Source organism: Pontibacter sp. LHS2, assembly GCF_058932845.1.
This window is the reverse complement of the sequence record NZ_JBZYWG010000001.1, coordinates 1,898,969-1,913,635: the sequence shown is the minus strand read 5'-3', so window position 1 is coordinate 1,913,635 and position 14,667 is coordinate 1,898,969. Positions and strand designations below refer to the sequence as shown.

The following is a 14,667-nucleotide window of genomic DNA, read 5'->3' as shown; positions in this document are numbered from 1 at the left end:
CAACAAAGCCTGTATGCCGCGAGGTATGCAGGCTTTGTCTTTTACTCTGCATCTTCTTCCGGCTCTGTTACAACCTCGCTGGCTGGCCACGAAAACACGAAACGTGTGCCACGCCCGGTAGACTCCACCCAAACCTTTCCCTTTTTTTCTTCAAGAATTCGTTTCACGATGGCAAGACCCAAACCTGAGCTGTCTGGGCGTGTCATATTGTGCCCGAGGGCTTCGTACTTGCCAAATATCTGCTCCTGGTCTTCCTGGGCTATACCTGGGCCGTTGTCCTGCACCACGAGGTAGATAAAATCTGCTTGCCGATCACACTGTATTTCAATCACAGCTTTTTCCGGCTTGTCGTGATACTTTACCGCGTTGCCAAGCAAGTTGCTGAATATCTGGTACAGGTATATTTCCTGGGTGTATAGAGTAGGCAGATTATCTGGAAGGATAACCTTATATGAGGACGGTATGTAGAGCGACTCTAGTACTCGTTGCAGCACATATCGGACTGATACAATTTGACGGTGTATGCTGTGGTGTCCGGCAAGCGAATAGGCCAGTATACCTGTGATCAGCTTGTCCATCTTACTAGCCTGTTCCCGTAACATAGGCAGGAGAGAGGCTGCATCTTCTTTGTTGCCGCTCTGCAGGCTGCTTTCCAGGAAATTGATGATCCCTCCGATATTTTGCAAGGGTGCCCGTAAGTCATGTGACACAGTATGGGCAAAGGCATCCAGATCTGCATTGGCCTTCTGCAAGTCCAGGTTGCGGCGCTCACGCTCTTCCGATAGGGTCTGGATTTCGAAGTTGGATTGCTGGAGTTGCAGGTTCAGCCTCCTGATTTCCTGGATTTGTTGTTCTGCTTCCAGGTTGCGCAGTCGCAGTTTCTCAAGCAGGTCGAGCTGCTGCATGTTCTGTTTTTTGATCTCTGCATAAGGCGATATGCCCTCTTCGTCGTTAAACTCACGCAGCCATATATCCTGCAGACTTTTGGTAAACACAGGAGACTGCGTAGGGATGCGCTTGCGGAGGGTCACTGCGGTGCCTTGCTCATGCTCGGTTACGATCTCAAAAAAATCAACCAGCTTACGGGAATTTACGATGCCCATGCCACGCCCTGTAGCATTGCTGCCGTACCGGGCACGCTCGTAGATATAATCAAGGTTCCCGATACCGCGTCCTCTGTCCGACACTTTCGCCTCCAGGTAATTATGCCCGCCCACTTCCACGATGCCGAACTGTATGGAGCCGCTGCCCACATGCTCTACCACGTTGCGGCAAATCTCAGACACGGCAGTGGCAAACTTCGTCTGACTGGCTTGGGCCATACCTGTTTTCTCTGATAGCTGCATCGCCCTTTTATAGGCGAGTACTACATCCAATTCATTGGCAATGTTTATTTTGAGAAAACTCCTGGGCATGGGCTATGGTTTGGCTTTACATACAAGTACGAGTGTATCATCTGTCTGGCGATTGTAGTCTTTGTAAAGCACAGCCGCGATGGTGGTGGACAGGTGCCGGTGCAGGTTAGGGTAACGGCTCAGATCCCAGCGAGACTTCAGGCCATCGCTGTGTACTATAAGTATTTTGTTGCGGTTCCATTCCAGCTTCTGGTTATTGAAGTTGCCCGGCACATTGTGGCCAAGTATACCATTGTAAGAGATCACATTCTTATAAGGCATGTTGCCCAGCGAGCTTTCTGTTGAAAAAAGCTTGCCGGCTATGTTGCCGATGCCACAGTATGTGAAGCTGTTCTGGCTGATATCGATACTGGCGGCAAAACCGACTGCACCTCTGGTACGGCGTATGTTCGCATGGATAACCTGCAAAGCCGAAGCCGGATCAGGTATAGGGTTGTCGCAAAAGGTTTTGACAGCAAGCTGAGATGCCTCCTGTGCATGTGTGCCGTGGCCCAATCCATCAAGAGCCAGCAGGTAAGCGCCCCGATCGTGATGCACGATGGCATACCCATCGCCACAGTCCACTTCTTTCGGCTTGGGCACCATGATGTTGCCTATTTCATAACGCCGGGTAGTTGGTATGGTCTTAGTCGATTTGTACACGCGGGTGACAATCACAGTGCCTATCAGAGGCTGTGAATAGAGATCAAAAACGTCAGCCTGTCTTTTGATGGCCCCAAGGCCCTCGCCAGCAGATCCGAAAGTGGACACTCCGTCTTCCTGCATACGAGCAGGGTCGCTCATGCCAGGGCCGTTATCCAGGCAGATGATCTCAATACCTTTGATGGGTTTGCCGATGGCTTTGACGAGCAACTCTCCGCCTTGTGTGGTATGCTTATCGAGGTTGCTAAGCATCTCCGCCACTATGATATTGACCTTTCCTACAGCGCTCTCCGATAAGGAAAAGCTCTCAGCAAGGCGTGTGATGTCTTTTTTAGTAAGGCTGGCGTAGCTGCGCTCCGGTACTGCGAAGCGGTAATGTTGGTTAACGTCCATGTTTCCAGTGGATGACAGTAACAGTTGTGCCCTCACCCGGGTTGCTTTTGAGATCAAACTCGTTGACCAGTCGCTTAGCGCCGGGTAGACCAAGGCCGAGGCTTCTTCCCGTAGAAAAGCCATCGCGCATGGCCATGGCTATGTCGGCTATACCTGGGCCTTCGTCTTTGAAGGTTAGTCTTACGCCGGTTTTGGCATTGTGGCTGATAATTTCAAGTATAACTTTGCCTCCACTGGCATACTTGAGCATGTTACGGACCAGTTCGCTCGCCGCTGTGATCAGCTTCGTCTGGTTAACCAGGCTCATACCTATACGGGTGCTAAATTCGCGTACACGGTTGCGGAAGGGGACCACATCCTGTTCGCGCACGATTTCCATCGTGTCTTTAGTCATTACCATCATCCTGGTCTTCCTCCTCTTCGTCGTATAGTTCCAGGGTATCGCCTAGTTTAGTATTGAGTAATTCCATCCCCTTCTCAACATTGAGGGCAGTATGTACGCCTTGTAGTGTGAGTCCGAGCTCGACTAGTGTAATGGCTACAGCCGGCTGCATGCCTACTACAACAGTTTCGGCATCCATGATGCGCGACATGGAGGCAATGTTGCCCAATATGCGTCCCATAAATGAGTCTACAATGCTCACTGCCGAAATATCAATAAGGACCCCTCGTGCTCCGGTCTGGCTCACCATGGTGATCAGATCGTTCTCCAGCGTCAGGGCTAGCCTGTCATAGAGATCTATCTGTATGGTAACCAGCAGGAAAGGTCCCATTTTTAAAATTGGTATCCTTTCCATAGTATTAGCGTGGTATTTTAAATCCTTTGTGTCGTTCTGTGCGGCGTACTTCCAGGTGAGTCATGCTAAAGGCAAGTTGCAGTGCGCTGGCCAGGCTGGCTTTTGTCTTGATGTTTGACAGGTCAATGCCCAGGTGCACGATCGTCTGCGCGATCTCAGCACGTATGCCGCTGATGATACACTCGGCACCCATCAGTCGGGTAGCGCTTACAGTTTTGATAAGGTGCTGTGCTACCAGAGAGTCAACAGCTGGCACACCTGATATATCCAGAATCGCGATGTTGCTGCCTGTGTTCACGATCTCCTGCAGCAGGTTTTCCATCACAACCTGCGTACGGGCGCTGTCCAGTGTTCCAATGATCGGAAGGGCAAGTATGCCATCCCAAACACGGATAACAGGCGTCGAGATCTCACTGATTTCATCTGTCTGGCGCAAGATCACTTCTTCACGTCCTTTGATAAAAGTCTCGAAAGTAACAATGCTCAGGTTATCCAGCAGCGTGTTGAGCTGCATGATTTCCTGGTAAAGCGTGGTTGGGTCATCTTTACGCTGCTCCACCAGTACTTCCATTACTGCTTGTTTCAAGCTTAGCACATACGCACCTGTTTCGCGCGGGCTAAAACCTTGTCTTGCTCTCGTGATAGAAATATCACGGAGTGTGTCCGTTACCTGCTCAAACTCTGTGTCGTAGATGTTACCGTAGTTTCCTTTAGAGACAGCCCGTACAAGCCCATCAAGCATTTCTCTCGACTGGCGTTGAAGCTCTTCATTTGTCATCAGGTCATCGCGGAGCGAATCATTCGACAATTGATTTTGCATCCACTTTTCCAGAATGCGGTCTTTGTTTTTCTCTAGTATTTGTGCCGTTGTGTTCATGGTAGGGCAAAACGTAGCTGGTGGAATTATAGTTTTTATGTTGCCGTTAAATTCAACTCGGAATAGTTCTTGTTGTAGGCGAGATGCTAAGTTAGATATTAAAAATTGTAATCAGGGCACACATTCTGAATAAGTGCTTACGTATACACAATTATTTTTCAATGTATTGACTTAAGGATTTTCGAAATGGGAAAACTGTTATTTAGTACTGTTTATCTGTTGTTTTTGCTGTTGTCGGCCTGTAGTCCTGCTACCAGTATCCACTCTGAACCTGCGCCAGGTTTTGCATTGAGTACGTACCGTCAGTTTGCCTTCATGGAAGTGGACACCGACATAGAAGATATGGGCAAGAATTATCAGGGGCATGTTCATTTTCTGAAGCAAGAGCTTACCCGGCAACTCGAACAGCGTGGACTACAGCAAGCGCCCTCTCCTGATGAGGCTGACCTGCTGATCAATCTGGGGATAGTGGTCGACAGGCAAGTGCAAACGAGGGAAACAGATATCATTTCGGATCCGCCCCGCTACATTGGGCAGCGCCGCTATACCTGGCAGAGCAGGGAAGTAGAAGTAGGGCGCTACAGCGTTGGCTCTGTCTCTTTACACTTGGTAGACCCTATACAGAACGAACTTGTGTGGCAGGGTACGGCAGAGCGGGTTATTTCAGATAAGCCAGAAAAGCTGCGGGAGCAAATTGAGAAAGGTATAGCGCGACTAGTGGAGGAAATCCCGTCGTAAGGAAATTTTGTCAAATATAAAAAGAGGTCTTGCAGTAAGATGCAAGACCTCTTTTTGTCGGAGTGGCGGGATTCGAACGCAAATACCACCAATCTATGCTAAGTAGAAATGCCTCTAAAGCGTTATTGAAATGTTGGTTTCTGTTGAAATTTCGATGTTTTTGACTGCAGCTGACTCAGATTCTGACGCAAGCGCTACTGACGCAGGAAGTGACGCAAGGAAGTTTTTTGCTTGCTGACTAATGGCAATTAAGCACTAATATTTCCAGTAAAATGTGTTGAATGAGCCATTAAATATATCTGCTATTTTTCCATTAATTGGATTTTTTGCTTTGAAGTAGAAGTTTCCTGATATCCTTCCTTTGACTTTGTCAATATTTGTCACCGTTACCAAACCAGTATAGGTAGAGTCTGTCATAAACTCCTCACCAGATGTGCTCCGGTAATACCCGCCGTTTCGAAGGCCATCAGGCAGATCTCCACCTTTCCCATTTAAAACATAGGAGCCTTCACTAATTAGGTTTACGCTATCTACAATTCCAAAAAATATAATGGAGGAATCAAGCTGGTTTGTTGCTCTTATCCAGAGATTGTTTCCATGCATTAAATGAACTATAAGCGAGCCCCCAGTTTGAGGGTCCCCATCATCGACTGGGGACCACTTCTTTCCATCTATCTCTGCACAGTAGTTTTCATTCGTGCACAGCTCGTCCTTCTTACAAGCAAATAGAAGAAATGTCAAAATAAATAGGCTGAGTGTTGTTTTCATTTGTTTGAAGAGAGTTAGTTAGATACGGCTAAAATTTATATGAATAGCAAATATAATATATCTGTTATGATATGCAGATTACCTCATTAGACTTCTTTGTTGATTGAATAATGTATCAATGAGTAGTAAGAAATAGTTAAGTAGGGGTGGCGGGATAATAAGTGCTTAAATATTATAGGAGAACATACTTAAATGAGCACTTGGGCTGTTTTTTTAGGAAGCCTAAGTTGATTTTTGAACGTCCTGCGTCAGTATTTTATCAATAAAAAGGCCTTTTACACGCTGTAAAAGGCCTTTTTAGTAGTCGGAGTGGCGGGATTCGAACCCACGACCTCCAGCACCCCATGCTGGCGCGATACCAGGCTACGCTACACCCCGTAATTTTTTGCAACATAATAAAAGTGACTATTTGATGCAATATCAGGTGATGCAAGTCTTACAATATGGCTATGATTAATTAATTTCAGAGATGCTCTAGCGCAAATCCTTGATCGTATACCTTTTGAAAAATAAATCTTAGTATAAACTCGATCACATTTCTTAATTGTCTACTTTCTATCTTTACAGTGATCTGCTTTAATACCGATTTCTTACCTTTGGCATTATACGTTTGTCACTGTTGGCTCCAGTCGGGATCTTATAATTTTGCCTTAAAAAGTGTTAAAAGCGCTCCTCTACATACTGGTGTTAACAGGCTTTGTTTACTTTCTGTTTTACCCTATCTTAAAACGACACATTAGCAGAAAGAACCTTTTCAAATGGTTAGTCCTGATCTATGTGATTGCACTCGCTATTTCCTCAGTAAACAGTTATTTTCTGTAGAAGGAATCAGGTATAGCGTATACCTGCTGTGGGCATACCGGGGCGAGGTGAAACCAGAGTACCAGAAGTACGTGGATCTGTGCGTTTTCGGGAACCTGACCGGCCTGCGTTCTAGCGACATCTATGCTTCAGAGTGGGTCATTACAGACAGAGTGCTACATGGCTTCACAGAAAAGACCGCTGGGCTTTGCCAAATCCCGCTCATATTTGACGCCCAGATAGAAGAGATTTTAAAAAGATATTCCTATAAGCTGGACTTGGTCTCTGACGTCAAGTACAACAAGTACATCAAGCTGGTTTGATACACTAATTATGACTCTCATAGATGATTCAGTAACCTGGTATGTCGATAACATTCTTGTCATAAATTTCTTTACTGAATTCAGAGAACGTAGCAAAGGGGTGCAAATGTTCAGCGGACCCAAGTGGATATGAAACCACCGTTTGTTTTACTCAGGATAAAAGGTGGTATCCGTATTAAGTTTAGGAAACTAAGGTTAGGAAACTGACAATAATTTGTAGCTAATGAAAACAATAAGATATCTGTAGGAGTGATTCAATTTCTGATATCATCTAATATGAGTAGTTTATTTCTTGGCATACCCTACTCTTGGTATAGACAAAACTTATCCAAGAATAGGATATGGAATGGATGTAAAATATAAATAAAGGCATCTTACTAAATTGTTTACTTTTACATCTGCCAATCTTAGGTTACTTGTACATGTTCAATCCAAAATTATACTCACTTATGAAAACGATGATGATTGAAGAGGAAAGATTGAGAGCATTGAAGCGATACGACATTCTGGATACGCCTCCCGATGGTAGCTTCGACCGTATCACCGCATTAGCCTCAAAGATGTTCAACATGCCTATTGCGCTTATCACGCTGGTAGACCACGATAGAATATGGTTCAAATCCCAAAGCGGGTTGCCTGGCGTTGAACAGATTGACCGAGTGCCAGGACTTTGCGCTTCTGCCATTTTCTCCGAGGATGTATACCTTGTAGAGAATGCCATCGAAGACCCGAGAACCTTGGAGAACCCCTTGGTGTGCGGTGAGTTCGGGCTTCGCTTCTATGCCGCTGCCCCTCTGCAAACGCATGATGGCTACAATCTCGGCACACTGTGTGTCATAGATAAAAATCAGAGGTATCTGAACAAGGTGCAGATGGAAATGCTCAAGGAAATGGCAGGAATCGTCATGGACGAGATGGAGGTGAGGCTGGCTGCCCGCACTTCCCTTGCCAACTGCTTTGAGCGTGTCGCCCTTCTTGAAAAGGAGAACAGGGAATTACGCAATACATAGTCTTTTTTTATCTAAACCCTACACTGGCAATATCAGTATGTAGTTTCGTTACACGATTTCCATAAATGAGGCAGCAGCTTACAAACGCTTTCGGCAAGGTATTTATCACGATTGCGGTCGACACTGAAAATAGGTGGATACACACCAACTGGTTTGGTTATTTGACACAGGAGAACATCAGGTCAGGTGCTTTGGCTTATACGAATGCTGTGAAGGAGCATGGGTATAGCTGTGTACTGAACGACACGAGCGAGGTTCTTGGCAGTTGGGACCACTCGCTTGACTGGGTGTTAGACGAATGGGCATCGCAGGCAGCCGCTGCTGGAATAGAGCACTTTGCCCTTATCACCACGCCTGAGTCCTTTGCAGGAGCAACGGCATCCCATTTTTCATCCAACAATAAAGCCTTCGAGGTCAGGGTGTTTGAGAATCAAACGACCGCCAAAGCGTGGTTGCAGCAGCATTCCTTAGTAGAATAGGGTTTAACTATCATTGGTTCTCATAACATAAGAAGGAGTATTCAAAGTACATGGAACAGCAGGTTGAGTTAAAGAAGGTGTTTGGGGATGTGTTCTTCAAAGCCACAAGGGTACAGGATGGCTCCATCCTGTATGCGCAGTGGTACGGCGTGCAGTCGGTGGAGACTGTGAAAGAGGGCGGCCACAGGCTGCTTTCGATGATAAAGGAGAAGCCCTACTCGAAGCTGCTCAATTGCAACAAGCATGTAGTCGGCTCCTGGGATACGGCACTTGATTGGGTAGAGACCACGTGGACGCCCCAAATGAAAGCCTCAGGCTTGCGTTATCTGGCGCAGGTCATTCCGAAGAGTATTTACGTTACCCTGACCATCGAAAGCCTGATACAGCGGATTGACAAGGATTTTGAAATTAGGGTTTTTGAAGACTACAAAGAGGCTGAAGCCTGGCTGCGCTCAGTCGAAGGGTGAGAGCCAATGCTTCGCTTGAGCATGAATCTGTTTAGGATTTCTCTATCTCGTCCATCACAATGGAGGCAAGGCTTTCGAGCATCTTCTGGTCTGAGGCTGAGAACTCCCTCGGCATTTTATCCACTATGCATACAGCCCCGATGTTAAAACCATCCGATGTGGTCAGGGGAGCAGCGGCATAGAACTGCAAACCATAATCACCTGTCACCATGGGGTTCGCCAGCAGACAGGGTTCTTCTCTGGCATTCTCAAAAACGGTAACATCTGTCCTTAGCACAGCCAGCGAACACAGGCTCACGCCCCTACTCACCTCGTTTGAGCCATCCACGCCCACACTGGCTTTTGTAACCACATAGTCTCTGTCAACAAAATTCACCAGCGCAATCGGCACGTTGAACATACGGGAGGCGATGGCTGCAATGTGCTTGAAGGTTCCGTTCTCTTCGTAGGTGTCTAAAACGTGCAGGCTGCGCAGCTTTTCCAGTCGTTCGTTTTCATTATCAGGGATGATGGGTATTCCAAAAGTATTGTCCATTCTAAAAGCAAAAGTGACGCCAAGGCGTGAATTTGTATAAGTAGGTGAGTGTTGTTCAAGCCACATTAAGGACTTAACGCAACGTGGCTGCGAGTGAAGATTCTTTAATAGAAAACACGCTCCAGCAGCAGGCAGGGTGCCAGTGATAGATCGGAACTATGGCTGCATCAGTTCAGAAAGTCAATCTGTATCTGCACCCGTTCCTCGTCAGGTGCAGTGAGACGTGTCACTGTAACAGTATCGCTCTCATTGTAATGCTTAGCAATACCTTTGATAATGCCAACAGCTACTCCCGACATTCTGCGCTTGGAATGGTAATCGACAATCAACTGCCTTTCACCTTTCTTTGTCACCAGCAGCATGGGAGGATTTGTCCTGTCATCCAGTTTCTTCACGGCACTATGCATCGAGCATTCCGTGTGCAGCAGCATGTCGTAGGTGCGCCAGTTCGGTTTCACATATTTGCTGTATATCAAAAGCAGGTCAGGCACTAAAAACTCCCCGAACTGCTCCATTAGGTCATAAATCGGAATTTTTGTTATTTCAGAAGCCTTGTTCACAATGGCAAACAGTTCTTTGGTGGAGTACATCTCGTGCATCTGGTAGGCTGCGCCTTCCAAGCCTGTTGCTTGAAGCAGCTTTACCCAGGTACTGTAATCATATGAGCTTTCCACAAAACGTTTCAACAGGGCGAATATAGAGCCATGCATCCTGTCTTCGTTGATTATGCTATTATCCATTCGGTGAGTAATACTGTATGTGATGTAAAATTGGTAAGATGCGTTATCAAACTGAGCGGGGTTGAAGCCGAGCCTTCGGCAGAACATCACTCTTCAGCCAGTCGAGAGCGGTACCGACTTCAGTGAAACGTTGGACTTCAACCGCAAGGGGCATATCATTCAAAAGATTAAGAACGACTCTCTCCCTTTTCGAATCGGGTGTGACGAGCCGTGCTATCTTCTGGACTCGCGTAGCCATCAGGTTTCGGTAGAACTCAGATATGATGCATGCATAGCTGTCCTCGTCCACAGAGATGTTCGTTTGCCTTGCGTCCAACAGCACCCGCTTCACATCATAGTTGCGCACATGCTCCACGATCACCGTAAGGCTTCGCTTCATCTCTGGCATGACAACATCATCCACGTTCGGCATCTCAAAAGAGAGGATGTCGGATGCTGGATCATAGTCAAGCGTCAAGAAACCGTTCTTATAAATAATCATTGCCTATAATATGTTATGCTTAAAACGCCAATCGGGGCCTATTAGCATTTGTTAGCACTACTCCCTGTCTTTTTTTCAACTAACCAAGCCAATGCATCAACCTTAGATGTGAAATTTTGCAGCTTAAACGGCAAATTCTGAGATGTAGTAATTTGTTTTATGTTGTTCTGCGCTATTGTTTCAACGGTCGTGCTTTGGGACTGAACCCGTGCCAGCTTTGACAGTCTCGTTGTAGCCAGACCAGCAGCCAAGTACATGCTAACCTCAACACTTCTCTCTTTGCTGACTAGTATAGAAGTCCTGCTCGAATCCAGGAGCATTTTGCTTATGTGGTAGTTTTTAATGGTTTCAACCATGGTGTCTATCGTATGCCTTATCTCTAATAGGAGATAGTCATGTAAGTCAGGGTAGGCAACCTCTAAAACGTCAGTAGCTGGTTCATAATTTAATTCAACAATGCTGTTTCGAAGCAGAATCATCTGAGGAATTGGTAAAGGGTTTTATACTTTTTTAAAAACAATGTATGTAATGAACATACTAACTGAATACTTTTAACCATGCTTTTGCAGTGCCAACCTCCTCGTAAGTAGTTGCTATAACACCTTTTACACCAAAGCTTAGGGTTTGGTCAGCGGAAAGTTTACTGTATACATTAGGGGAGTAAACCCATGCGAACAGGCTGCAACCTACCTCATACATGCGTGGGAACCAGTCCCTTGCCGCCCATCCGGAGGCGTCAGACCAGATGCTGGTCACATGGGTGTTGTCATTCAACACTTTACTGCATCTATGCTGCCTTAGGTGATAAAGTATTTTTTCACACCCATTACACTCCCTTTTGTCTGATCGCCAGTCCAGTCATTTAAATTGTGATACTCTAAAAGTAATTAGCTAACAGATACGTCAACTGAACCTCAAATGTAATAGTTTATGTCTAATAATTTTGTACAAAAAAGTATTATGTTATAGTAGATGGGCTGCCATAACCGATTATTCGGAAAAGAGGAGAACGTATCTTCCTAAGCTTTTTATGCTAGTAAAAAATTTTTTCAACAGCATATGCCATTGTTATGCTTATCTCCACGATAAACCCTTATTTTTTTATAAAGAAACATAGTAATGAGTAGCCGCAATATTGATAATATTGTCGGTGTTACTGGTGTAGATTAGCTGATGTTGACTCTACAAGTTACTTATCAACTTTTAACAAGCTTTCCCATTTCCCAGATTCAGCATAGTGTTTTATCACATTGTTGCGCTTCACAAGCAATTGGGTCATATACTTCATGAGAAATAGCTTGTCTGCCACCATGCCTAACATGCCAATGGGGGAGGTATAGTCAAACACATCTCGCATCAGTGTGATACCGTTTCCATACTCCTGGAAGTAATGTTCATGTTTGAAACGCTTAAAAGCACCTTCTATCATTTCATCGGCGAAATAATAAGGGCGCTCATATTCGGTAATTTTGCTGGAAAGATGCTGCCAGATGCCAAAGTGCTTTGCCCTCCAAGTTACGGATTCACCAAGACCTATCAACCCAGAAGTTACTCCTCCAATTACACGCTCACCAGTAAGCTCGGTTGAGATAACATGTAAGTCTATGCTTCTGGATAAATCAAAGCACAATTCTACTGATGCGCTGATGGTTGTTTCGAGCCTTATAGTGGGCATAGAAGCTTAATTTAAGGGGTTGTAGAGATTAGGAGTGAAGATGTCTCTAAACGGCTGAAATCGCTGCTATCCATATAGACAAGTTCTAAGTAGAATAGACATACATACCTTATGTAGTCATAGGCTTACCCAATTTACACCTTTAAGCATCCAGAAGAGTAACAAAGCAGAAGAATCGGTTCGATAATTACTTTGTTTGATACAGTAAAAGTAGTCTGAAAGGACTATGAAACGGGTTATTTTAAAAGGTTGAGATATAACAATTTGAATTAAGAGCAATCAAATTTAATCAAACAATAAAGCCTTTTAACCAAACATTTTCAGAATTTGTTTGATTAAAAGGCTTGTTTTTAAATACAAAACGCTGATTACCAGTTAGATAATCAGCGTCAATGTTTGATTAATAGTGCACCCGAGAGGATTCGAACCCCTAACCCTCGGAGCCGAAATCCGATATTCTATCCAATTGAACTACGGGTGCTCTCCGTGTTGCAAAAATAGAAACAATGCGCTAAAAAGGAAATTTTAGGATCAATAATTATAAGTCAGACCGGTATGGCAGGTTCTTAAAACGCCTTAACAATTACTTAATTACTTCATACCTAAAACAATAGAAAGACATTGGGAGTTAATAAACAATATTTAAAAAAACACTCAACAGAATAAGGAAGCTATGGAAAAAGTGTATACGGCAGAGGTAACTGCCACCGGCGGCCGTCGCGGCCATGTGACGTCATCTGACGGAGTTATTGATATGCCACTCTCTGTGCCCGAGGGCCTGGGAGGGGAGAAAGGGAAGTCGAATCCTGAGCAGTTGTTCGCGGCAGGTTACGCTGCCTGCTTTCAGAGTGCATTACTGCTGGTGGCTGGTAAGCAGCACATCCGCTTAAATCCTGAGTCTACAGTAAAAGCCCACGTGGACCTGCTCAAGTCAGAAGATGGCAAATATGGGTTAGGTGTGAAACTGGAAGTACACCTGCAGGGGCTTGAAAAAGATAAAGCAAAGGAACTAGTGGATCAGGCACATGAAGTTTGTCCTTACTCAATCGGTACGAAGGGCAATATCAATGTAGAATTAGAGATTGTATAAAACAGAAAGGGCTGCCATCACTGGCAGCCCTTTCTGTTTTATGTATTACTAGGATTAAGCTCCTACTTCAGCCAATACCTGCTTCACTTTCTCAGCAGCCTCTTTCAAAGCTACAGCAGAGTATACCTTCAGGCCAGACTCGTCGATGATGCGGGCGCCTTCTTCAGCGTTTGTACCTTGCAGACGAACGATGATCGGCACATGGATGTCACCGATGTTCTTGTAAGCCTCTACTACACCATTGGCAACACGGTCGCAACGAACGATACCACCGAAGATGTTGATCAGAATAGCCTTCACGTTCGGGTCTTTCAGAATGATGCGGAAACCAGCTTCAACCGTCTGCGCGTTTGCCCCGCCCCCTACGTCCAGGAAGTTAGCAGGCTCACCGCCAGAAAGTTTGATGATGTCCATGGTTGCCATCGCAAGACCGGCACCGTTCACCATACAGCCAACGTTACCGTCCAGCTTCACATAGTTCAGGTTTGACTGGCTAGCTTCAACTTCCAACGGATCTTCTTCGTTCAGGTCGCGCAGGGCAGCCAGGTTCTTGTGACGGAACAGGGCGTTATCGTCGATGTCTACCTTCGCGTCAACAGCTAGTATTTTGTTGTCAGAGGTCTTCAACACAGGGTTGATCTCGAACATAGAAGAGTCAGTCTCCACGTAAGCCTTGTACAGGTTGGTAACGAATTTTACCATTTCCTTGAAAGCCTCGCCTTCCAGACCGAAAGCAAAAGCAACTTTACGAGCCTGGAAACCTTGCAGACCTACAGCAGGGTCGATCCACTCTTTGATGATCTTCTCAGGAGTTTTCTCAGCTACTTCCTCGATGTCCATACCGCCTTCAGTAGATGCCATGATCACGTTACGGCCTGTAGCGCGGTCCAGCAGGATGCTCAGGTAAAACTCTTTTGGATCTGATTCGCCAGGATAGTACACGTCCTGCGCGATCAATACTTTACGTACCAGTTTGCCTTCTGGGCCAGTCTGGTGCGTTACCAGGGTCATACCCAGGATGTCGTTTGCGATCTGCTTCACCTGATCCAGGTTCTTAGCCAGTTTCACGCCACCGCCTTTACCACGGCCACCCGCATGAATTTGCGCTTTGATCACGTGCCAGCCTGTACCGGTTTCTTCGGTCAGTTTCATTGCCGCTTTTACAGCCTGGTCTGGCGTATCTGCCACGATGCCCTCCTGTATGCGAACGCCGTAGCTTTTCAGAATTTCTTTAGCCTGATATTCGTGTATGTTCATGCTTTCAGTTTTAATGGTCGCACGAAAGTAATCGTTTATCGGCTTAAATTCAAGTAATAGGTTTTTAAAATATAAACTGGAGCCCACAGCGTCATGGCTGGCCAAGGCGCTACCTGCTATCAGACGGGATACTCAGGTGCTGTATCAGGTACAGCCTTGTATGCAACTACATATCCAAA

The 14,667-nt window shown here is 45.7% G+C and carries 19 protein-coding genes and 2 tRNA genes; 6 read left to right on the top strand and 15 right to left on the bottom strand.

Annotated features, from left to right (window positions below):
• Positions 1-41: 41 nt before the first annotated feature.
• The 5 genes from AC5FX6_RS08365 to AC5FX6_RS08345 are packed head-to-tail and all read right to left on the bottom strand — an operon-like array spanning position 42 to position 4,124.
• Positions 42-1,415, bottom strand: coding sequence for an ATP-binding protein (locus tag AC5FX6_RS08365; RefSeq protein ID WP_493596574.1), 1,374 nt, complete (start codon positions 1,413-1,415; stop codon positions 42-44).
• A 3-nt stretch (positions 1,416-1,418) separates the two neighbouring features.
• Entirely contained in the window at positions 1,419-2,450 is a 1,032-nt protein-coding gene (locus AC5FX6_RS08360) for an ATP-binding protein (RefSeq protein WP_493596573.1), read from the bottom strand.
• Entirely contained in the window at positions 2,440-2,844 is a 405-nt protein-coding gene (locus AC5FX6_RS08355) for an anti-sigma regulatory factor (protein ID WP_493596651.1), read from the bottom strand. The genes AC5FX6_RS08360 and AC5FX6_RS08355 overlap by 11 nt, the downstream gene beginning before the upstream one ends.
• Positions 2,837-3,247 carry an STAS domain-containing protein gene (locus tag AC5FX6_RS08350; protein WP_493596572.1) on the bottom strand — a complete coding sequence of 137 codons (411 nt, stop codon included), beginning with the start codon at positions 3,245-3,247 and terminating at the stop codon, positions 2,837-2,839. Before AC5FX6_RS08350 ends, AC5FX6_RS08355 begins: the two co-directional genes overlap by 8 nt.
• A 4-nt stretch (positions 3,248-3,251) precedes the next feature.
• Positions 3,252-4,124: an STAS domain-containing protein gene (locus tag AC5FX6_RS08345; RefSeq protein WP_493596571.1), complete on the bottom strand. Its 873-nt coding sequence runs from the start codon at positions 4,122-4,124 to the stop codon at positions 3,252-3,254.
• A gap of 186 nt (positions 4,125-4,310) precedes the next feature.
• Between AC5FX6_RS08345 and AC5FX6_RS08340 the strand changes: the two genes are divergently transcribed.
• The gene (locus AC5FX6_RS08340; RefSeq protein WP_493596570.1) at positions 4,311-4,862 is read left to right on the top strand and encodes a DUF4136 domain-containing protein; all 552 of its coding nucleotides are present in this window, start codon (positions 4,311-4,313) and stop codon (positions 4,860-4,862) included.
• Between the two features lie 255 nt (positions 4,863-5,117).
• On the opposite strand, the gene AC5FX6_RS08335 is transcribed toward AC5FX6_RS08340, so the two are convergent.
• Positions 5,118-5,630, bottom strand: a complete 513-nt coding sequence (locus AC5FX6_RS08335) for a Riean_0653 family protein (RefSeq protein WP_493596569.1) — start codon at positions 5,628-5,630, stop codon at positions 5,118-5,120.
• 304 nt (positions 5,631-5,934) lie between these two features.
• A tRNA-Pro gene (locus tag AC5FX6_RS08330) sits at positions 5,935-6,008 on the bottom strand.
• Positions 6,009-6,499: 491 nt separating this feature from the next.
• Between AC5FX6_RS08330 and AC5FX6_RS08325 the strand changes: the two genes are divergently transcribed.
• The 4 genes from AC5FX6_RS08325 (at position 6,500) to AC5FX6_RS08310 (ending at position 8,710) form a co-directional block, all read left to right on the top strand.
• Complete coding sequence (locus AC5FX6_RS08325) at positions 6,500-6,754, top strand: site-specific integrase (protein ID WP_493596568.1); 255 nt, start codon at positions 6,500-6,502, stop codon at positions 6,752-6,754.
• Positions 6,755-7,203: 449 nt separating this feature from the next.
• Positions 7,204-7,764 (top strand): GAF domain-containing protein, encoded by a 561-nt coding sequence (locus AC5FX6_RS08320; RefSeq protein ID WP_493596567.1) that lies wholly within the window; start codon positions 7,204-7,206, stop codon positions 7,762-7,764.
• 65 nt (positions 7,765-7,829) lie between these two features.
• Positions 7,830-8,243 (top strand): STAS/SEC14 domain-containing protein, encoded by a 414-nt coding sequence (locus AC5FX6_RS08315; RefSeq protein ID WP_493596566.1) that lies wholly within the window; start codon positions 7,830-7,832, stop codon positions 8,241-8,243.
• Positions 8,244-8,293: 50 nt separating this feature from the next.
• The gene (locus AC5FX6_RS08310) at positions 8,294-8,710 is read left to right on the top strand and encodes a hypothetical protein (protein ID WP_493596565.1); all 417 of its coding nucleotides are present in this window, start codon (positions 8,294-8,296) and stop codon (positions 8,708-8,710) included.
• Between the two features lie 31 nt (positions 8,711-8,741).
• Here the strand turns inward: AC5FX6_RS08310 and AC5FX6_RS08305 are convergent, their stop codons facing one another.
• The 7 genes from AC5FX6_RS08305 to AC5FX6_RS08275 form a co-directional block, all read right to left on the bottom strand.
• Complete coding sequence (locus AC5FX6_RS08305; protein WP_493596564.1) at positions 8,742-9,245, bottom strand: GAF domain-containing protein; 504 nt, start codon at positions 9,243-9,245, stop codon at positions 8,742-8,744.
• Positions 9,246-9,412: 167 nt separating this feature from the next.
• Positions 9,413-9,985 (bottom strand): heme NO-binding domain-containing protein, encoded by a 573-nt coding sequence (locus AC5FX6_RS08300; protein WP_493596563.1) that lies wholly within the window; start codon positions 9,983-9,985, stop codon positions 9,413-9,415.
• Positions 9,986-10,031: 46 nt separating this feature from the next.
• Positions 10,032-10,466 carry a hypothetical protein gene (locus AC5FX6_RS08295; protein ID WP_493596562.1) on the bottom strand — a complete coding sequence of 145 codons (435 nt, stop codon included), beginning with the start codon at positions 10,464-10,466 and terminating at the stop codon, positions 10,032-10,034.
• A gap of 41 nt (positions 10,467-10,507) precedes the next feature.
• Positions 10,508-10,945, bottom strand: a complete 438-nt coding sequence (locus tag AC5FX6_RS08290; protein WP_493596561.1) for a hypothetical protein — start codon at positions 10,943-10,945, stop codon at positions 10,508-10,510.
• A gap of 58 nt (positions 10,946-11,003) precedes the next feature.
• A complete protein-coding gene (locus AC5FX6_RS08285) occupies positions 11,004-11,240 on the bottom strand; it encodes a hypothetical protein (protein WP_493596560.1) in 237 nt (78 codons plus the stop codon).
• 415 nt (positions 11,241-11,655) lie between these two features.
• Positions 11,656-12,141, bottom strand: coding sequence for an SRPBCC family protein (locus tag AC5FX6_RS08280; protein ID WP_493596559.1), 486 nt, complete (start codon positions 12,139-12,141; stop codon positions 11,656-11,658).
• 407 nt (positions 12,142-12,548) lie between these two features.
• A tRNA-Arg gene (locus tag AC5FX6_RS08275) sits at positions 12,549-12,622 on the bottom strand.
• Positions 12,623-12,814: 192 nt separating this feature from the next.
• Here AC5FX6_RS08275 and AC5FX6_RS08270 point away from each other — a divergent pair.
• The gene (locus tag AC5FX6_RS08270) at positions 12,815-13,231 is read left to right on the top strand and encodes an organic hydroperoxide resistance protein (protein ID WP_493596558.1); all 417 of its coding nucleotides are present in this window, start codon (positions 12,815-12,817) and stop codon (positions 13,229-13,231) included.
• A 54-nt stretch (positions 13,232-13,285) separates the two neighbouring features.
• Here AC5FX6_RS08270 and sucC read toward each other — a convergent pair whose 3' ends face one another.
• Positions 13,286-14,488, bottom strand: a complete 1,203-nt coding sequence (sucC, locus tag AC5FX6_RS08265; protein WP_493596557.1) for an ADP-forming succinate--CoA ligase subunit beta — start codon at positions 14,486-14,488, stop codon at positions 13,286-13,288.
• Between the last annotated feature and the right edge of the window lie 179 nt (positions 14,489-14,667).